At 70.7% G+C, this 15,995-nt stretch carries 13 protein-coding genes; 12 read left to right on the forward strand and 1 reads right to left on the reverse strand.

Translation table 11 applies throughout. From position 1 onward, the window contains the following. Positions 1 to 35: 35 nt before the first annotated feature. The 12 genes from coaE (at position 36) to AB0N84_RS09175 (ending at position 14,923) form a co-directional block, all read left to right on the forward strand. Positions 36 to 638: a dephospho-CoA kinase gene (coaE, locus tag AB0N84_RS09120; RefSeq protein ID WP_363545423.1), complete on the forward strand. Its 603-nt coding sequence runs from the start codon at positions 36 to 38 to the stop codon at positions 636 to 638. 67 nt (positions 639 to 705) lie between these two features. Then, complete coding sequence (gene uvrB / locus AB0N84_RS09125) at positions 706 to 2,778, forward strand: excinuclease ABC subunit UvrB (RefSeq protein WP_069711367.1); 2,073 nt, start codon at positions 706 to 708, stop codon at positions 2,776 to 2,778. Beyond that, complete coding sequence (locus AB0N84_RS09130; RefSeq protein ID WP_363545426.1) at positions 2,768 to 3,682, forward strand: SDR family NAD(P)-dependent oxidoreductase; 915 nt, start codon at positions 2,768 to 2,770, stop codon at positions 3,680 to 3,682. The genes uvrB and AB0N84_RS09130 overlap by 11 nt, the downstream gene beginning before the upstream one ends. Before the next feature lie 59 nt (positions 3,683 to 3,741). Continuing rightward, the gene (gene uvrA, locus AB0N84_RS09135; protein ID WP_289458806.1) at positions 3,742 to 6,753 is read left to right on the forward strand and encodes an excinuclease ABC subunit UvrA; all 3,012 of its coding nucleotides are present in this window, start codon (positions 3,742 to 3,744) and stop codon (positions 6,751 to 6,753) included. Beyond that, a complete protein-coding gene (gene uvrC / locus AB0N84_RS09140) occupies positions 6,754 to 8,859 on the forward strand; it encodes an excinuclease ABC subunit UvrC (protein WP_363545430.1) in 2,106 nt (701 codons plus the stop codon). A 116-nt stretch (positions 8,860 to 8,975) separates the two neighbouring features. After that, positions 8,976 to 9,893, forward strand: a complete 918-nt coding sequence (rapZ, locus tag AB0N84_RS09145) for an RNase adapter RapZ (protein ID WP_069710827.1) — start codon at positions 8,976 to 8,978, stop codon at positions 9,891 to 9,893. A gap of 76 nt (positions 9,894 to 9,969) precedes the next feature. Continuing rightward, a complete protein-coding gene (whiA, locus tag AB0N84_RS09150; RefSeq protein ID WP_069710828.1) occupies positions 9,970 to 10,950 on the forward strand; it encodes a DNA-binding protein WhiA in 981 nt (326 codons plus the stop codon). Positions 10,951 to 11,161: 211 nt separating this feature from the next. After that, complete coding sequence (gene gap / locus AB0N84_RS09155) at positions 11,162 to 12,172, forward strand: type I glyceraldehyde-3-phosphate dehydrogenase (RefSeq protein WP_069710829.1); 1,011 nt, start codon at positions 11,162 to 11,164, stop codon at positions 12,170 to 12,172. After that, the gene (locus AB0N84_RS09160) at positions 12,169 to 13,386 is read left to right on the forward strand and encodes a phosphoglycerate kinase (RefSeq protein ID WP_182047864.1); all 1,218 of its coding nucleotides are present in this window, start codon (positions 12,169 to 12,171) and stop codon (positions 13,384 to 13,386) included. Before gap ends, AB0N84_RS09160 begins: the two co-directional genes overlap by 4 nt. Beyond that, positions 13,383 to 14,162 carry a triose-phosphate isomerase gene (gene tpiA, locus AB0N84_RS09165; RefSeq protein ID WP_289458802.1) on the forward strand — a complete coding sequence of 260 codons (780 nt, stop codon included), beginning with the start codon at positions 13,383 to 13,385 and terminating at the stop codon, positions 14,160 to 14,162. Before AB0N84_RS09160 ends, tpiA begins: the two co-directional genes overlap by 4 nt. 147 nt (positions 14,163 to 14,309) lie before the next feature. Continuing rightward, positions 14,310 to 14,561 (forward strand): preprotein translocase subunit SecG, encoded by a 252-nt coding sequence (gene secG / locus AB0N84_RS09170; RefSeq protein ID WP_058727797.1) that lies wholly within the window; start codon positions 14,310 to 14,312, stop codon positions 14,559 to 14,561. A 2-nt stretch (positions 14,562 to 14,563) separates the two neighbouring features. Next, complete coding sequence (locus AB0N84_RS09175) at positions 14,564 to 14,923, forward strand: RNA polymerase-binding protein RbpA (RefSeq protein ID WP_069710832.1); 360 nt, start codon at positions 14,564 to 14,566, stop codon at positions 14,921 to 14,923. Between the two features lie 289 nt (positions 14,924 to 15,212). Here the strand turns inward: AB0N84_RS09175 and pgl are convergent, their stop codons facing one another. Continuing rightward, entirely contained in the window at positions 15,213 to 15,983 is a 771-nt protein-coding gene (gene pgl, locus AB0N84_RS09180; protein WP_069710833.1) for a 6-phosphogluconolactonase, read from the reverse strand. Between the last annotated feature and the right edge of the window lie 12 nt (positions 15,984 to 15,995).

Below are 15,995 nucleotides of genomic sequence, written 5' to 3' on the forward strand. Positions count from 1 at the left end.
CCGGCGTTCCACGGCGTGCTGGGTAGCCTGGGGCGGTGCGCATCATCGGTCTGACAGGCGGCATCGCCGCGGGCAAGTCCACCGTCTCCCGTCGTTGGGCGGAGCACGGTGCCGTCGTGGTCGACGCGGACCGGCTGGCGCGGGAGGCGGTCGCACCCGGCAGCCCCGGGCTCGCCCGTGTGGCGGAGCGGTTCGGGCCGGGCGTGCTCGCAGCCGACGGCTCGCTCGACCGCCCCGCCCTCGGCAGCATCGTGTTCGCGGACGCCGACGCTCGGAGGGACCTCGAGGCGATCACGCACCCGGAGGTGTGGCGGCTCGCGCAGCAGGCCTTCGACGCCGCCGAGGCCGCCGACCCGGAGGCGCTCGTCGTGTACGACGTCCCGCTGCTGGCCGAGGCCCGCGGCCGGCGTCCGATCGCCTTCGACGCCGTCGTCGTGGTGGACGCACCGGCCGAGCAACGGGTCGAGCGGCTGGTGGCGTTCCGCGGCGCCACGCGGGACGAGGCCGAGCGGCGGGTCGGGGCACAGGCGTCCGACGCCGAGCGGCTGGCCCTCGCCGACCACGTCGTCGACGCCACGGGGACGGTCGACGAGACGATCCGGTCCGCCGACGACGTCTGGGCACGCCTGACCCGCTGACGCTGTGGGCGATCAGGGCCGTCCGGTGTCGGCGGCGCCGACTACCGTTGCAGGCATGGCAGTGTCGATCGAGCCCACGCGGGCGATCCGTCCGTTCGAGGTCATCAGCGAGTACTCGCCGAGCGGCGACCAGCCGGCGGCGATCGCCGAACTCGCCGGCCGCATCAACGCCGGTGAGACCGACGTCGTGCTGCTCGGCGCCACCGGTACGGGCAAGTCCGCGACGACGGCCTGGCTCATCGAGCAGGTCCAGCGGCCGACGCTCGTCCTCGCCCACAACAAGACGCTCGCCGCGCAGCTCGCGAACGAGTTCCGAGGTCTGCTGCCGAACAACGCCGTCGAGTACTTCGTCTCGTACTACGACTACTACCAGCCCGAGGCGTACGTCCCGCAGACGGACACGTTCATCGAGAAGGACTCCTCGGTCAACGCCGAGGTCGAGCGCCTCCGCCACTCGACGACCAACTCGCTGCTGAGTCGCCGCGACGTCGTCGTGGTCTCGACCGTGTCCTGCATCTACGGTCTCGGGACGCCGGAGCAGTACATGAACGCGTCGATCGCCCTGCACGTCGGCCAGACCATCTCGCGCGACCAGCTCGTCCGCAAGTTCGTCGGGATGCAGTACCAGCGCAACGACGTCGACTTCGCGCGCGGCACCTTCCGGGTGCGCGGCGACACCATCGAGATCATCCCGATGTACGAGGAGCACGCGATCCGCATCGAGATGTTCGGTGATGAGATCGAGGCCCTCTCGTCGCTGCACCCGCTGACCGGCAACGTGATCGCCGACCTCCCGGGCGTCTCGATCTTCCCGGCGTCGCACTACGTGGCCGACACCGACGTCATGCACCGTGCGATCGAGCGCATCAAGGACGAACTGGCCGACCGTCTCGCCGAACTGGAGGGCCAGGGCAAGCTGCTCGAGGCCCAGCGGCTCCGGATGCGCACGACCTTCGACATCGAGATGATGGAGCAAATCGGGTTCTGCTCGGGCATCGAGAACTACTCGCGCCACATGGACGGCCGCGACGCCGGCGAGGCCCCGCACTGCCTCATCGACTACTTCCCGGACGACTTCCTCATCGTCATCGACGAGTCGCACGTCACGGTGCCGCAGATCGGCGCCATGTACGAGGGCGACGCCTCGCGCAAGCGCACGCTCGTCGAGCACGGGTTCCGCCTGCCGAGCGCTCTCGACAACCGCCCGCTGACGTGGGAGGAGTTCCTCGAGCGCGTCGGGCAGAAGGTGTACCTGTCCGCCACCCCCGGCAAGTACGAGCTCGGGGTCACGGACAGTGTCGTCGAGCAGATCATCCGCCCGACCGGCCTGGTCGACCCCGAGATCGTCGTCAAGCCGAGCGACGGCCAGATCGACGACCTGCTCGAGGAGATCAAGCTGCGCTCCGAGCGTGACGAGCGCGTGCTCGTCACGACGCTCACGAAGCGCATGGCCGAGGAGCTCACCGACTTCCTCGGCAACGCGGGGGTGCGGGTCCGGTACCTCCACTCCGACGTCGACACCCTCAAGCGCGTCGAGCTCCTCACCGAGCTGCGGCAGGGCGTGTACGACGTGCTGATCGGCATCAACCTGCTCCGCGAGGGGCTCGACCTGCCCGAGGTCTCGCTCGTGGCGATCCTCGACGCCGACAAGGAGGGCTTCCTGCGGTCCTCGACGTCGCTCATCCAGACCATCGGTCGCGCCGCCCGCAACGTGTCCGGGCAGGTGCTCATGTACGCGGACAAGATCACGGACTCGATGCGGCAGGCGATCGACGAGACCGACCGGCGTCGCGAGAAGCAGGTCGCGTACAACCTGGAGCACGGCATCGACCCGCAGCCGCTCCGCAAGAAGATCGCGGACATCACCGAGGTCCTGCAGCGCGAGAGCGACGACACCAAGGCGCTGCTCCAGGGCCGCCCGGGTGCCGACGGACGTCGCTCGCCGACGCCGAACCTACGACGCGAGGGCATCGCCGGCGAGGGCGCGACCCAGCTCGAGGCGACCATCGGCGACCTCAACGACCAGATGCTCCAGGCGGCGGCGGAGCTGAAGTTCGAGCTCGCGGCCCGCCTGCGCGACGAGGTCCAGGACCTCAAGAAGGCCCTTCGGCAGATGGAGTCGGCCGGCCATGTCCGGTGACGCCGGCCGTCGCACCGTCGTCGTCACCGGCGCCAGTGCGGGCCTGGGGTACCACGCCGCGGAGCAGCTCGCGGCGCAGGGTCACCGCGTCGTGCTGGCGACCCGGAACCCCGACCGCGGTCTCGCGGCCGAGCGGAGCATCCGGGCGCACGTGGACGACGCCGACCTGGTGCACCTCCACCTCGACCTCGCCGACCTGGACAGCGTCCACGCCGCCGCCGCGACCCTCGCGGAACTGGGACCGGTGCACGCGCTGCTCAACAACGCGGGTGTCGTGGGGTCGTCCGAGCAGCGGTCGACCGCCCAGGGACTCGAACTGCAGGTCGGCACGAACCACCTCGGGCACTTCGCCTGGACCGCGCTGGTGCTGCCCCTGCTCGACCAGGACGACGGCCGCGTGGTGCACCTCGGGTCGATCGCGCACCGCTTCGTCACCCTCGACCGGCGCGACCCCCTGGCGGTCGGTCGCTACGACGGCCACCGGCAGTACGCCCGGAGCAAGCTCGCCGTGATGCTGTTCGGCTTCGAGCTCGCGCAGCGGCTCGGCGACGCGGGTTCGGCGGTCCGGAGCGTCGTCGCGCACCCGGGGCTCGCGCTCGACGCCGCCGGGCCCGCGCGTCCGGACGTCGCGCCGGCCCGGTCCGAGCCCGCCTGGATGCGCGCCGGATCCGGGTGGATCGCCCAGGGCAAGGACGCCGGTGCCCGCCCGCTCGTGCACGCGGCCGTCGGCGACGGGGTCCGGTCGGGGGAGTACTGGGGACCGGACGGGCCGCTGCAGCTCGCCGGTGCGCCGGCGACCGTGCCGGCGCGGTCGCGGGCGCACGACCGCACGGCGGCGGCACGGCTCTGGACCGCGAGCGAGCGGGCCACGGGCGTCGCGTTCGCTCTCGACGCACTCGTCTGAGTCGATCCGGTCCGCCACGCCGGGACGGATGTCGGTCGGGCTTCGTACAATCGTCTGCGATGACCATCACTTCTGACCGCGGAACCGCGACCCCGGGCGGGAGCGCCTTCGGCGAGCCCGCCGACCTCCACCTCCCCGGCGGGACCGCGCCGCACAGCACCTCGACGCTCAGCGTGCGCGGTGCCCGTGTCCACAACCTCCGCGACGTCGACCTCGAGATCCCCCGTGACTCGCTCGTGGTCTTCACCGGGCTCTCGGGCTCCGGCAAGTCCTCGCTCGCATTCGACACGATCTTCGCCGAGGGCCAGCGCCGCTACGTCGAGTCGCTGTCCGCGTACGCGCGGCAGTTCCTCGGTCAGGTTGACCGTCCGGACGTCGACTTCATCGAGGGCCTGTCGCCCGCGGTGTCGATCGACCAGAAGTCGACGAACCGCAACCCGCGGTCGACCGTGGGCACGATCACCGAGGTCTACGACTACATGCGCCTGCTGTGGGCGCGCATCGGTGTCCCGCACTGCCCCGTCTGCGGCGAGGTGATCAGCAAGCAGAGCGTGCAGCAGATCGCCGACCAGCTCATGGCGTTCGAGTCGGGCACGCGGTTCCAGGTCCTGGCGCCCGTCGTCTCGAAGAAGAAGGGCGAGTTCGTCGACCTCTTCCAGGAGCTCGCCGCGTCCGGCTACGCCCGCGCGATCGTCGACGGGGAGCGCGTGCAGCTGAGCGACCCGCCCAAGCTCAAGAAGCAGGTCAAGCACGACATCGCGGTGATCGTCGACCGGCTCGTGGCGAGCGACGACATCCTCGGCCGGCTGACGGACTCGCTCGAGACCGCGCTGCGCCTGACGAACGGCACGGTGGCGATCGACCTCGTCGACCACGAGGGCCCCGGCGCGGTCCGGACGTACTCCGAGAACCTGTCCTGCCCGAACAACCACCCGCTCGCGCTGACCGAGATCGAGCCCCGCACCTTCTCGTTCAACGCGCCCTTCGGCGCGTGCCCCGAGTGCTCGGGCCTCGGGACGCGGATGTCCGTCGACCCGGACCTCGTGCTCGGCGACCCCGAGGCATCGCTCCGCGACGGTGTGCTGCTGCCGTGGACGGGCACGAGCGGGCTGTACTCGTACTTCGAGAAGCTCCTCTCCGGTCTGGGCAAGGACCTCGGGTTCGACCTGGACACCCCGTGGAACCGGCTCGATCCGACCGTGCAGGCCGCGATCCTGACCGGCAAGGACTTCCAGGTGTCGGTCTCGTGGAAGAACCGCTTCGGACGCGAGATGCGCTACACGAGCGGGTTCGAGGGCGTCATGCCCTACATCGAGCGCAAGTTCGCCGAGGCCGAGTCGGACTCGCAGCGACAGCGCTTCCAGGGCTACCTGCGCGAGGTCCCGTGCCCGGTGTGCGACGGCACGCGCCTGAAGCCCGAGGTCCTGGCCGTGACGGTCGACGGCCGCAGCATCGCCGACGTCACCGACATGTCGCTCGACCAGGCCTACGGGTTCATGGACGAGCTGACGCTCACCGACCGCGAGGCCCACATCGCCGCCGCGGTGCTCCGCGAGATCCGCGCCCGCCTCGAGTTCCTGCTCGAGGTCGGGCTCAACTACCTGACGCTGGCCCGCGGCGCGGGCGGCCTCTCCGGCGGCGAGGCCCAGCGCATCCGGCTCGCGACGCAGATCGGCTCCGGTCTGACCGGCGTGCTCTACGTCCTCGACGAGCCGAGCATCGGCCTGCACCAGCGGGACAACCGTCGGCTCATCGACACGCTCGTCAAGCTGAAGGACCTCGGCAACACGCTCATCGTCGTCGAGCACGACGAGGACACCATCCGCACGGCCGACTGGGTCGTCGACATCGGACCGGGCGCCGGCGTGAACGGCGGCAAGGTCGTGCACTCCGGGTCGTACGAGGGGATCATCGCCAACCGCGAGTCCGTGACCGGTGACTACCTCGCCGGCCGCCGTGCGATCGAGGTGCCGTCCGAGCGTCGGAAGATCAACCCGAAGCGCGTCATCAGCGTGCAGGGTGCCCGCGCGAACAACCTCAAGCAGGTGGACGTCGACTTCCCGCTCGGCGTCTTCACCGCGGTCACCGGCGTCAGCGGGTCGGGCAAGTCGACGCTGGTCAACGACATCCTCTACAAGGTGCTCGCGAACCAGCTCAACGGCGCCCGGCACATCGCGGGCAAGCACACGCGTGTGAAGGGCCTCGACCAGCTCGACAAGGTCGTGCACGTCGACCAGGCGCCGATCGGCCGCACCCCGCGGTCCAACCCGGCGACCTACACGGGCGTGTTCGACCGCATCCGGCAGCTCTTCGCCGAGACGCCCGAGGCGAAGGCACGCGGCTACCAGCCCGGGCGCTTCAGCTTCAACGTCAAGGGCGGTCGCTGCGAGAACTGCTCGGGCGACGGCACGATCAAGATCGAGATGAACTTCCTGCCCGACGTCTACGTGGCGTGCGAGGTCTGCGGTGGTGCCCGGTACAACCGCGAGACGCTGCAGGTGCACTACAAGGGCAAGGACATCTCCGAGGTCCTCGACATGCCCATCAGCGAGGCGGCCGAGTTCTTCGAGCCGATCTCCGCCATCCACCGCTACATGGCGACGCTCGTCGACGTCGGGCTCGGCTACGTCCGGCTCGGGCAGAGCGCCACCACGCTCTCCGGAGGCGAGGCGCAGCGCGTCAAGCTCGCGACCGAGCTCCAGCGTCGGTCGAACGGCCGCACGGTCTACGTGCTCGACGAGCCGACGACGGGTCTGCACTTCGAGGACGTCCGGAAGCTCCTGCTCGTCCTGCAGAGCCTGGTCGACAAGGGCAACACCGTCATCACCATCGAGCACAACCTCGACGTCATCAAGTCGGCCGACTGGCTCGTCGACATGGGTCCCGAGGGTGGCGCGGGCGGTGGCACGGTCCTGGCGGTCGGCACCCCCGAGCACGTCGCCGACGTCCCGGAGAGCCACACGGGCGTGTTCCTGCGCGAGATCTTCGACGCCCAGGACGCCCGCGTCGGCAAGCAGCAGGCCGTCGGTGCGCGCCAGGCGACGCAGAAGCAGAAGGCGGGTGCTCGGTAGGTGGCGGACACCGTCTCCTGGCGGCCGAAGGCGGGGGAGATCCCGACCGACCCAGGTGTGTACCGGTGGCGTGACGAGGCCGGTCGGGTGCTCTACGTCGGCAAGGCGAAGAACCTCCGCGCGCGGCTGAGCAACTACTTCGCACCGCTGCCGACGCTGCACGAGCGCACGCGCCGCATGGTCCTGACGGCGCGCAGCGTCGAGTGGACCACGGTCGGCTCCGAGATCGAGGCGCTCCAGCTCGAGTACACGTGGATCAAGGAGTTCGACCCGCCCTTCAACGTCAAGTTCCGGGACGACAAGTCGTACCCGTACATGGCGATCACCCTGGGCGAGGAGTCGCCCCGGGTGATGGTCACGCGGAACCGGAAGATCAAGGGCGCCAAGTACTTCGGGCCGTACCCGAAGATCTGGGCGGTGCACGACACCATCGACCTGATGATCAAGGTCTTCCCGATCCGGACCTGCTCGGACTCGTCGTACAAGAAGGCCATGCAGACCGGCAAGCCGTGCTTCCCGGGGCAGATCGGCAAGTGCGGCGGCCCCTGCTCGCAGAAGGTCACGATCGCCGAGCACCGTGCGGTGGTCGAGGAGTTCGTGCGGTTCATGGGCAGCTACGACCGGCGCGTCATCACCACGCTGCGGCAGCGCATGGGGGCCGCGGCCGACGCCATGGACTACGAGCAGGCCGCGAAGTACCGCGACCAGGTCGGTGCGCTCGAGGCGGTCCTCGAGAAGTCCGCGGTCGTGCTGCGCGACTCGGTCGACCTCGACCTGTTCGGTGTCGCCGAGGACGAGCTCGCGGCCGCGGTGCAGCTGTTCTCCGTGCGGGGCGGCCGCATCCGCGGTGTGCGGGGCTGGGTGGTCGACAAGGAGCTCGACATCAGCACCGGCGACCTCGTCGAGCAGATCGTGCAGGGCCAGTACGCCACGAGCGACGACGTCCCGCGCGAGGTCGTCGTGCCGGAACTCCCGGAGGACGCCGAGGCGCTGCAGCAGTGGCTCAGCGAACGTCGGGGCGGCCGCGGGACGAAGCTGAGCACCGCGCAGCGCGGGGACCGTGCCGGCCTCGCCCGCACCGCCGCCCAGAACGCGGCGCAGGCGCTGATGCTCTACAAGACGAAGCGGAGTGCCGACTACACGACCCGCTCGGCGGCGCTGGCCGACATCCAGGACGCCCTCGGCATGACCGAGGCACCCCTGCGCATGGAGTGCTACGACATCTCGCACCTCCAGGGCACGAACGTCGTCGCCTCGATGGTGGTGTTCGAGGACGGGCTCCCGCGGAAGGACCAGTACCGGCGGTACACGATCGCGGAGACGACCGACGACACCGACAGCATGTACCAGGTGCTGTCGCGGCGGCTGGCACGTCTCGACGAGGACGCCGCCGCACCGGACGTCCCGGACGCGACGAGCGACGAGGTCGTCGAGGGGACGAAACCGACGAAGCGGTTCGCCTACCGTCCGCAGCTGCTCATCGTCGACGGCGGGCAACCGCAGGTGCAGGCGGCGAAGCGGGCGATGGACGAGGCCGGCGTGCACGACATCGCGCTCGTCGGCATCGCGAAGCGCCTCGAGGAGCTCTGGCTGCCCGACGACGACTTCCCGGTGATCATGCCGCGGAACTCGGAGGCGCTGTTCCTGATCCAGCGGATCCGCGACGAGGCGCACCGGTTCGCGATCACGCACCAGCGGACGCGACGGAAGCGCGACGTGCGGTCGCAGCTGTCGGAGATCCCGGGCCTCGGCCCGACGCGGGTCAACGCGCTGCTGAAGCACTTCGGGTCGGTGGCGCGCCTCCGCGAGGCGACGGCCGACCAGATCGCCGAGGTGAACGGCGTCGGACCCGCGACGGCCGCCGCGGTCGTCACGAAGCTGGCGCAGACGCCGCAGAGCACCCCGACCGGGAGCGCACCGACCGGGAGCGCACCGACCGCCAGCGCCCCGACCGACGAGACCGCACCGACCGACGCGACCGCGCGGACCGAGGCGATCCCGCCGACCGACGTGACCGGCGGGACGGACCCGACCGGTGCCTCCCGTCCGGCCGGTCCCGTCCGCGTCCCCGACGTCACGGCGGACGGCCCGCACCGCCCGCTGTGACCGCCTCCGGGACGACCGGGCCCCGGCCCGGCCCGCGCCGCGGGCGATAGCCTGGACCAGCAGCCGAGACCTCCCCGGGCCGACGCCCGGGCCGCCACGACGGAGCCCTCCCACACATGAGCGACACGAGCGACACGAGCACCCCGACCGAGACGGCCCGCGCGCAGCAGCAGCACGACATCCTGATCGTCACCGGCATGTCCGGCGCCGGCCGGTCGACGGTCGGCAAGGCGCTCGAGGACCTCGGCTGGTACGTCGTCGACAACCTGCCCACGCAGATGCTCGGTCCGCTCACCGAGCTCGCCGACCGCGCGGGTGAGAAGATCCCGAAGATCGCCACGGTGGTCGACGTCCGCGGGGGCCGGTTCTTCACCGACCCCGAGCAGGCCGTCGAGCAGGTCCGGACGAGTGCGTCCGCGAGGGTCCGGGTGCTCTTCCTCGAGGCGACCGACGCCGTGCTCGTCCGCCGCTTCGAGCAGGTCCGGCGACCGCACCCGCTGCAGGGGGACGGCACGCTCCTCGACGGCATCGGGCTCGAGCGGTCGCGGCTGTCCGGGCTCCGCGAGGCCGCCGACGTCGTCATCGACACCTCGGACCTCAACATCCACCAACTCGCGAACACCGTGACCGACCGGTTCGCCGACGACCACTTCGTCGGCGTCCAGGTCACGCTGATGAGCTTCGGCTTCAAGTACGGACTGCCGGCCGACGCCGACATGGTGGCCGACGTCCGCTTCATCCCGAACCCCTACTGGGTGCCGGAACTCCGCCCGCACACCGGCCTCGACGCGCCCGTCTCGGAGTACGTCCTGGCGCAGCCGGGAGCCCGGTCGTTCGTCGAGCGGTACGCCGCCGTGCTCGAGCCGGTGCTGGCCGGCTACCAGCGCGAGAACAAAAGACACGCTACGATCGCCATCGGCTGTACCGGCGGCAAGCACCGCTCGGTCGCCGTCGTCGCCGAGTTGGCGAACCTCCTCCGCGGGATGCCCGACGTCGCCGTGCGTGTGAAGAACCGAGATCTCGGCCGGGAGTGACCGTCCCTCCGGCCGCTCCACACGGACGTGCGCCGGAGCCGCGGACCCCACCAGAAGAAACGTTAGGAATGATGCTGTGCCGTTGACTGCCGAGGTCAAGGACGAACTGGCCAGGGTCGTCGTGAACCGCAACACGGTCCGCGCCGCCGAACTCGCGACCATCCTGCGGTTCGCGGGCGGCCTGCACGTCATCTCGGGCAGGATCGCGGTCGAGGTCGAACTCGACACCCGGATCATCGTCCACCGCGTGCGCAAGGACCTGGCGGAGCTGTACGGCGTGCGGAGCGAGGCGTCGGTGGGGTCGTCCGCCTCCTCCCGTCGCGGCACCCGCTACCTGGTCCGCGTGCTCGAGGCAGGGGAGACGCTCGCCCGCCAGACCGGTCTCATGGACGCCCGTCGTCGCCCCGTCCGCGGGCTGCCGAACCGGCTCACCACGGGCAACCGCGAGGACCTCGCCGCCATCTGGCGCGGCGCCTTCCTCGCCTCGGGCACGCTGACCGACCCGGGTCGTGCCGCGGCCCTCGAGGTCACGTGCCCCGGGAACGAGGCCGCCATGGCACTCGTCGGCGCCGCGTCGCGACTCGGCATCGCGGCGAAGGGTCGCGAGGTCCGGGGCGTCCACCGCGTCGTCATCCGCGACGGCGAGGCGATCGGGCAGATGCTCACCGTGATGGGTGCCGCCCGCACCACCGCCGAGTGGGAGGAGATGCGCCAGCGCCGCGAGGTCCGCGCCACCGCCAACCGCCTCGTGAACTTCGACGACGCGAACCTCCGTCGTTCGGCGCAGGCCGCCGTCGCCGCGTGCGCCCGGGTCGAGCGCGCGCTCGAGATCCTCGGCGACGAGGTCCCGGACCACCTGAAGTACGCCGGCTCCCTGCGCCTCGAGCACCGCGACGCGTCGCTCGACGAGCTCGGGCAGCACGCCGACCCGCCCATGACGAAGGACGCCATCGCCGGTCGCATCCGCCGACTGCTCGCGATGGCCGACAAGAAGGCCGTCGACGACGGCATCCCGGGCACCGAGGCGAGCGTGCCGGAGGAGCTCGAGGGCGTCTGATCGCGGCTCTGACGACCGGTGCGGACGGGAGGCGCGGTGCCAGCTGGCACCGCGCCTCCCGTCCGTCACACGGCGGTGGTCCGCAGCGTCCGACTGCTAGGGTCGTTACGGCGACGTTACGGGGCGTATCGTCCACCACACGTGGGCCCGACGGGCCCACGACCTCCGAAAGCAGCGCCCCCGGGGCGCTCCACACCCACCAGGAGATCCATTGACCGTCAAGATCGGCATCAACGGCTTCGGCCGCATCGGCCGTAACTTCTTCCGGGCCGCCCTCGCGAAGGGCTCCGACCTCGAGATCGTGGCGGTGAACGACCTCACCGACAACGCGGCCCTCGCGAACCTCCTGAAGTTCGACTCCGTCACCGGTCGTCTCGGCGTCTCCGTCGAGCTCGACGGCGACAGCATCGTCGTCGACGGCAAGCCGATCAAGGTCCTCGCGGAGCGCGACCCCGCCAACCTCCCCTGGGGCGAGCTGGGCGTCGACATCGTCATCGAGTCGACCGGCTTCTTCACCAAGGCCGCCGACGCGCAGAAGCACATCGACGCCGGCGCCAAGAAGGTCATCATCTCGGCCCCCGCCACCGGCGACGACGTCACCATCGTCCTCGGCGTGAACGAGGGCGAGTACGACCCGGCGAACCACAACATCATCTCGAACGCCTCGTGCACCACGAACAGCCTCGCGCCGCTCGCCAAGGTGTTCCACGACAAGTTCGGCATCGAGCGCGGTCTCATGACGACGGTGCACGCCTACACCGCCGACCAGAACCTGCAGGACGGCCCGCACAAGGACCCGCGTCGTGCCCGTGCCGCCGCGCTGAACATCGTCCCGACCTCGACCGGCGCCGCGAAGGCCATCGGCCAGGTCATGCCGGAGCTCGCCGGCAAGCTCGACGGCTACGCCCTCCGCGTCCCGGTCCCGACCGGTTCGATCACCGACCTCACCCTGGAGACGAAGTCCCCGGTCACGGTCGACGAGATCAACGCCGCCTACAAGGAGGCCGCCGAGGGCCCGCTCAAGGGCATCCTGCTCTACAGCGAGGACCCGCTGGTGTCGACCGACATCACGACGGACCCGCACTCCTCGATCTACGACTCCGGTCTCACCAAGGTCATCGGTGGCCTCGTGAAGATCACCTCGTGGTACGACAACGAGTGGGGCTACTCGAACCGCCTCGTCGACCTCACCGAGTACGTGGGCGAGCGACTCTCGGCATGAGCCTCCGCACCCTCGAGGACCTCGGCGACCTCGCCGGCAAGCGCGTCGTCGTCCGCTGCGACCTGAACGTCCCGCTCAAGGACGGCCGGATCACGGACGACGGCCGCGTGCGGGCGTCGCTCGGCACGCTGAACACCCTGGTGAACGCCGGCGCGCGGGTCATCGTGATCTCGCACCTCGGCCGGCCCGACGGGTCGCCGGCACCGGAGTACTCGCTCGCCCCCGTGGCGCAGCGCCTCTCCGAGCTGCTGGGCAAGGAGGTCACCTTCGTCGGCGAGACCGTCGGCGACGAGGCGACCGCCGCTGCCGAGGCCCTCGGGGACGGCGACGTCCTGCTGCTCGAGAACCTCCGGTTCAACCCGGAGGAGACCTCGAAGGACGCGTCGGAACGCCAGGCGTTCGCGGAGCGCATCGCAGCGCTGGGCGACGCGTTCGTGTCCGACGGCTTCGGTGTCGTCCACCGCAAGCAGGCCTCGGTCTACGAACTCGCCGCGGCGCTGCCCAGCGCGGCCGGCTCCCTCATCGAGTCCGAGCTGACGGTGCTCGAGCGCCTGACGAAGGACCCGGAGCGGCCGTACACGGTCGTGCTCGGCGGGTCGAAGGTCAGCGACAAGCTCGGCGTCATCGAGCACCTGCTCCCGCAGGTCGACACGCTCTGCATCGGCGGCGGCATGCTCTTCACCTTCCTCGCGGCCCAGGGCCACGGGGTGGCGAAGTCGCTGCTCGAGCAGGACCAGCTCGACACCGTCCGCGCCTACCTGTCGAAGGCCGACGAGCTCGGCGTCACGATCGACCTGCCGACCGACGTCGTGGTGGCCTCCGGGTTCGCCGCGGACGCGCAGCACGAGACGGTGGCGGCCGATGCGATCGAGTCCTCGTCGTTCGGCACGGACGGCATCGGTCTCGACATCGGCCCGGAGACGGCGACGCGCTTCGCGTCGGCGGTGTCCGGTTCGAAGACGGTGTTCTGGAACGGCCCGATGGGCGTGTTCGAGTTCCCGGCGTTCGCGGCCGGTACGAAGACCGTCGCGCAGGCCCTGACCGAGGTCGACGGCCTCGGCGTGGTCGGCGGCGGTGACTCCGCGGCGGCCGTCCGGTCGCTCGGGTTCTCCGACGACCGGTTCGGGCACATCTCGACCGGTGGCGGTGCCAGCCTCGAGTTCCTCGAGGGCAAGTCGCTGCCCGGTCTCGAAGCACTGGGGTGGTCCCGATGAGCCGCACGCCCTTCATCGCTGGTAACTGGAAGATGAACCTGGACCACCTCCAGGCCATCGCCACCGTGCAGAAGCTCGCGTGGACGTTGAAGGACGCCCGCCACGACCACGACGACGTCGAGGTCGCGGTGTTCCCGCCCTTCACCGACCTCCGCAGCGTGCAGACGCTCATCTCGGCGGACAAGCTGTCGATCCGCTTCGGCGCGCAGGACCTCTCGCAGTACGACTCCGGCGCCTACACCGGTGACGTCTCGGGGGCCTTCCTCGCCGCGCTCGACGCGCAGTACGTCATCGTCGGGCACTCCGAGCGTCGTACGATGCACGGGGAGACCGACGAGGTCGTCGCCGCGAAGACCGCCGCCGCCGTCAAGCACGGCATCGTGCCGGTCGTCTGCGTCGGGGAGACCGGCGAGGAGCGCGAGCAGCGCGGGGCGGGCGTCGTCCCGGTCGAGCAGCTGAACGTGGTCCTCGGCGCCGTGCAGCCGTCCGAGATCGTCGTGGCGTACGAGCCCGTCTGGGCCATCGGCTCCGGCCAGGCCGCCACGCCCGAGCAGGCGCAGGACGACTGCGCCGCCCTCCGTCGGGCCGTCGCCGCGGCGTGGGGCGACGAGGCCGCTGCGGCCACGCGGGTGCTCTACGGCGGTTCGGTGAAGTCGGGCAACATCGCCGGCTTCCTCCGCGAGCCCGACATCGACGGCGCGCTCGTCGGTGGCGCTTCGCTCGACGTGCAGGAGTTCGCGGCCATCGCGCGCTTCCGGCAGCACGTCGGACTCTGATCCACCCAGTCCAGGCCGGTCGCGTCCGCGTGACCGGCCTGGACCACGTCCGGCCCGCGTCGACCGCGGGCCACACCCGTGCCGGTGGCCCCGGTCGCTCCGGCGGCCCGGTACACTTGCAAGGCTGACTGACACGAAAGGTACGTCGTGGCGATTCTCTCCGTCGTGCTGCAGGTCCTGCTCGCGATCACGAGCCTCCTGCTCACGCTCCTCATCCTGCTGCACAAGGGCCGCGGTGGCGGCCTCTCCGACATGTTCGGCGGCGGCGTGACGAGCAACCTCGGGGCGTCCGGCGTCGCCGAGCGCAACCTCAACCGCATCACGGTGATCCTCGGTCTGGTCTGGATCGTGTCGATCATCGTGCTCGGTCTCATCAACAAGTTCACAGCGGGGAGCTGAACATGGCATCCGGAGGCAGTGCAATCCGAGGGTCGCGCGTCGGCGCAGGCCCCATGGGGGAGCAGGACCGCGGGGTCCAGGCAGAGCGTGTGGCCGTCTCGTACTGGGACGCCCTCGGCAACGAGGTCGTGCGGTACTTCGCCGCGAACCTGCCCGACGACGAGATCCCGGAGACGGTGGACTCGCCGTCCACGGGCCTCCCGGCCGGTCGCGACAAGGAGAACCCTCCCGTCGTCGCGAAGACGGAGCCCTACAAGACGCACCTCGCGTACGTGAAGGAGCGCCGCACCGAGGAAGAGGCAGCGCAGCTCCTCGAGGACGCGCTGCAGCAGCTCCGCCAGCGTCGCGGTACCGCCAAGTAGCACCAGACGTCACGAAGGCCCCCGCACCGATCGGTGCGGGGGCCTTCGTCGTCTGCGGGAGGCGGCGCCGCGCCCGGCGCTGCTCACTCGGGTTCCGCGACTCGCCGCGCGGATGACGTCGCGGTTCCGCGGCAAGCGAGTCTGCGCAGCGAGAGCGCACGATTGCGGAACCTCAGGCACGGGGACAGAGGTGGAGGGACCTCGGCGGGCAGGCGCTACCGGCACCGACGACGGACGGGAGGCGCGGTGCCAGCCGGCACCGCGCCTCCCGTCCGTCAGGGGGTCGCGATCAGTAGGTCGACGCGATGAGGTTCTCGGGGACCTCTCGTGCGGCGTCCTGGTCGACGAAGAAGACCGTGCGCTTACGGCCCTGCACACCGCCGACGGGGACCTCGTCCACCGCGGCGCCGGCCAGGGCGAGCCCGAGGACGGAGGCCTTCTCGGCGCCGGACAGGATCACCCAGACGCGCTGCGAGGCGTTGATCACCGGGAACGAGAGCGTCAGGCGCTGCGGCGGCGGCTTGGGGGAGTCGTCGACCGTCAGGACGGCACGGTCGGTGACGGACAGCTGCGGGAACTCCGGGAAGAGCGACGCCGTGTGCCCGTCCGGCCCGACACCGAGCAGCGAGATGTCGAAGCGCGGGGCGACGGCACCCTCGGGGGCGGCGTCCTGCAGTTCGCGCTCGTACTGCGCGGCGGCCTCGTCGATGGTGAGGCCGGCATCCGACGGCGCCATCGGGTGGATGTTCGCCTGCGGGATGTCGACGTGGTCGAAGAAGTCGGTCTGCGTGCCCGTGACGTTGCGGTCCGCGTCGCCCTCGGCGACCCAGCGCTCGTCGACCCACCAGACGTGGACCTTCGACCAGTCGACGCTCTCGCGAGCCGGCGACTGACCGATGGCGGCGAGCACCAGGGACGACACCGAGCCACCGCTGATCGCGATGTCGGCACGCTCCTGCTCGTCGAGCACGTCGATGATCTTCGTGATGAAGCGAGCGGCGACCGATGCGCCGAGGGCCTGCTTGTCCGGGTGTACGAGCACCCGTCGTTCGTTGGTCACGTGACTCCCGTG

It is taken from the genome of Curtobacterium sp. NPDC089185 (assembly GCF_040685235.1).
GTDB lineage: Bacteria > Actinomycetota > Actinomycetes > Actinomycetales > Microbacteriaceae > Curtobacterium > Curtobacterium citri.

Bases quoted from the DNA above. Each gene is read 5' to 3' on its own strand.
- AB0N84_RS09130 (WP_363545426.1), top strand. From the start codon at position 2,768: ATGTCCGGTGACGCCGGCCGTCGCACCGTCGTCGTCACCGGCGCCAGT.
- uvrA (WP_289458806.1), top strand. From the start codon at position 3,742: ATGACCATCACTTCTGACCGCGGAACCGCGACCCCGGGCGGGAGCGCC.
- rapZ (WP_069710827.1), top strand. From the start codon at position 8,976: ATGAGCGACACGAGCGACACGAGCACCCCGACCGAGACGGCCCGCGCG.
- AB0N84_RS09160 (WP_182047864.1), top strand. From the start codon at position 12,169: ATGAGCCTCCGCACCCTCGAGGACCTCGGCGACCTCGCCGGCAAGCGC.
- tpiA (WP_289458802.1), top strand. From the start codon at position 13,383: ATGAGCCGCACGCCCTTCATCGCTGGTAACTGGAAGATGAACCTGGAC.
- AB0N84_RS09175 (WP_069710832.1), top strand. From the start codon at position 14,564: ATGGCATCCGGAGGCAGTGCAATCCGAGGGTCGCGCGTCGGCGCAGGC.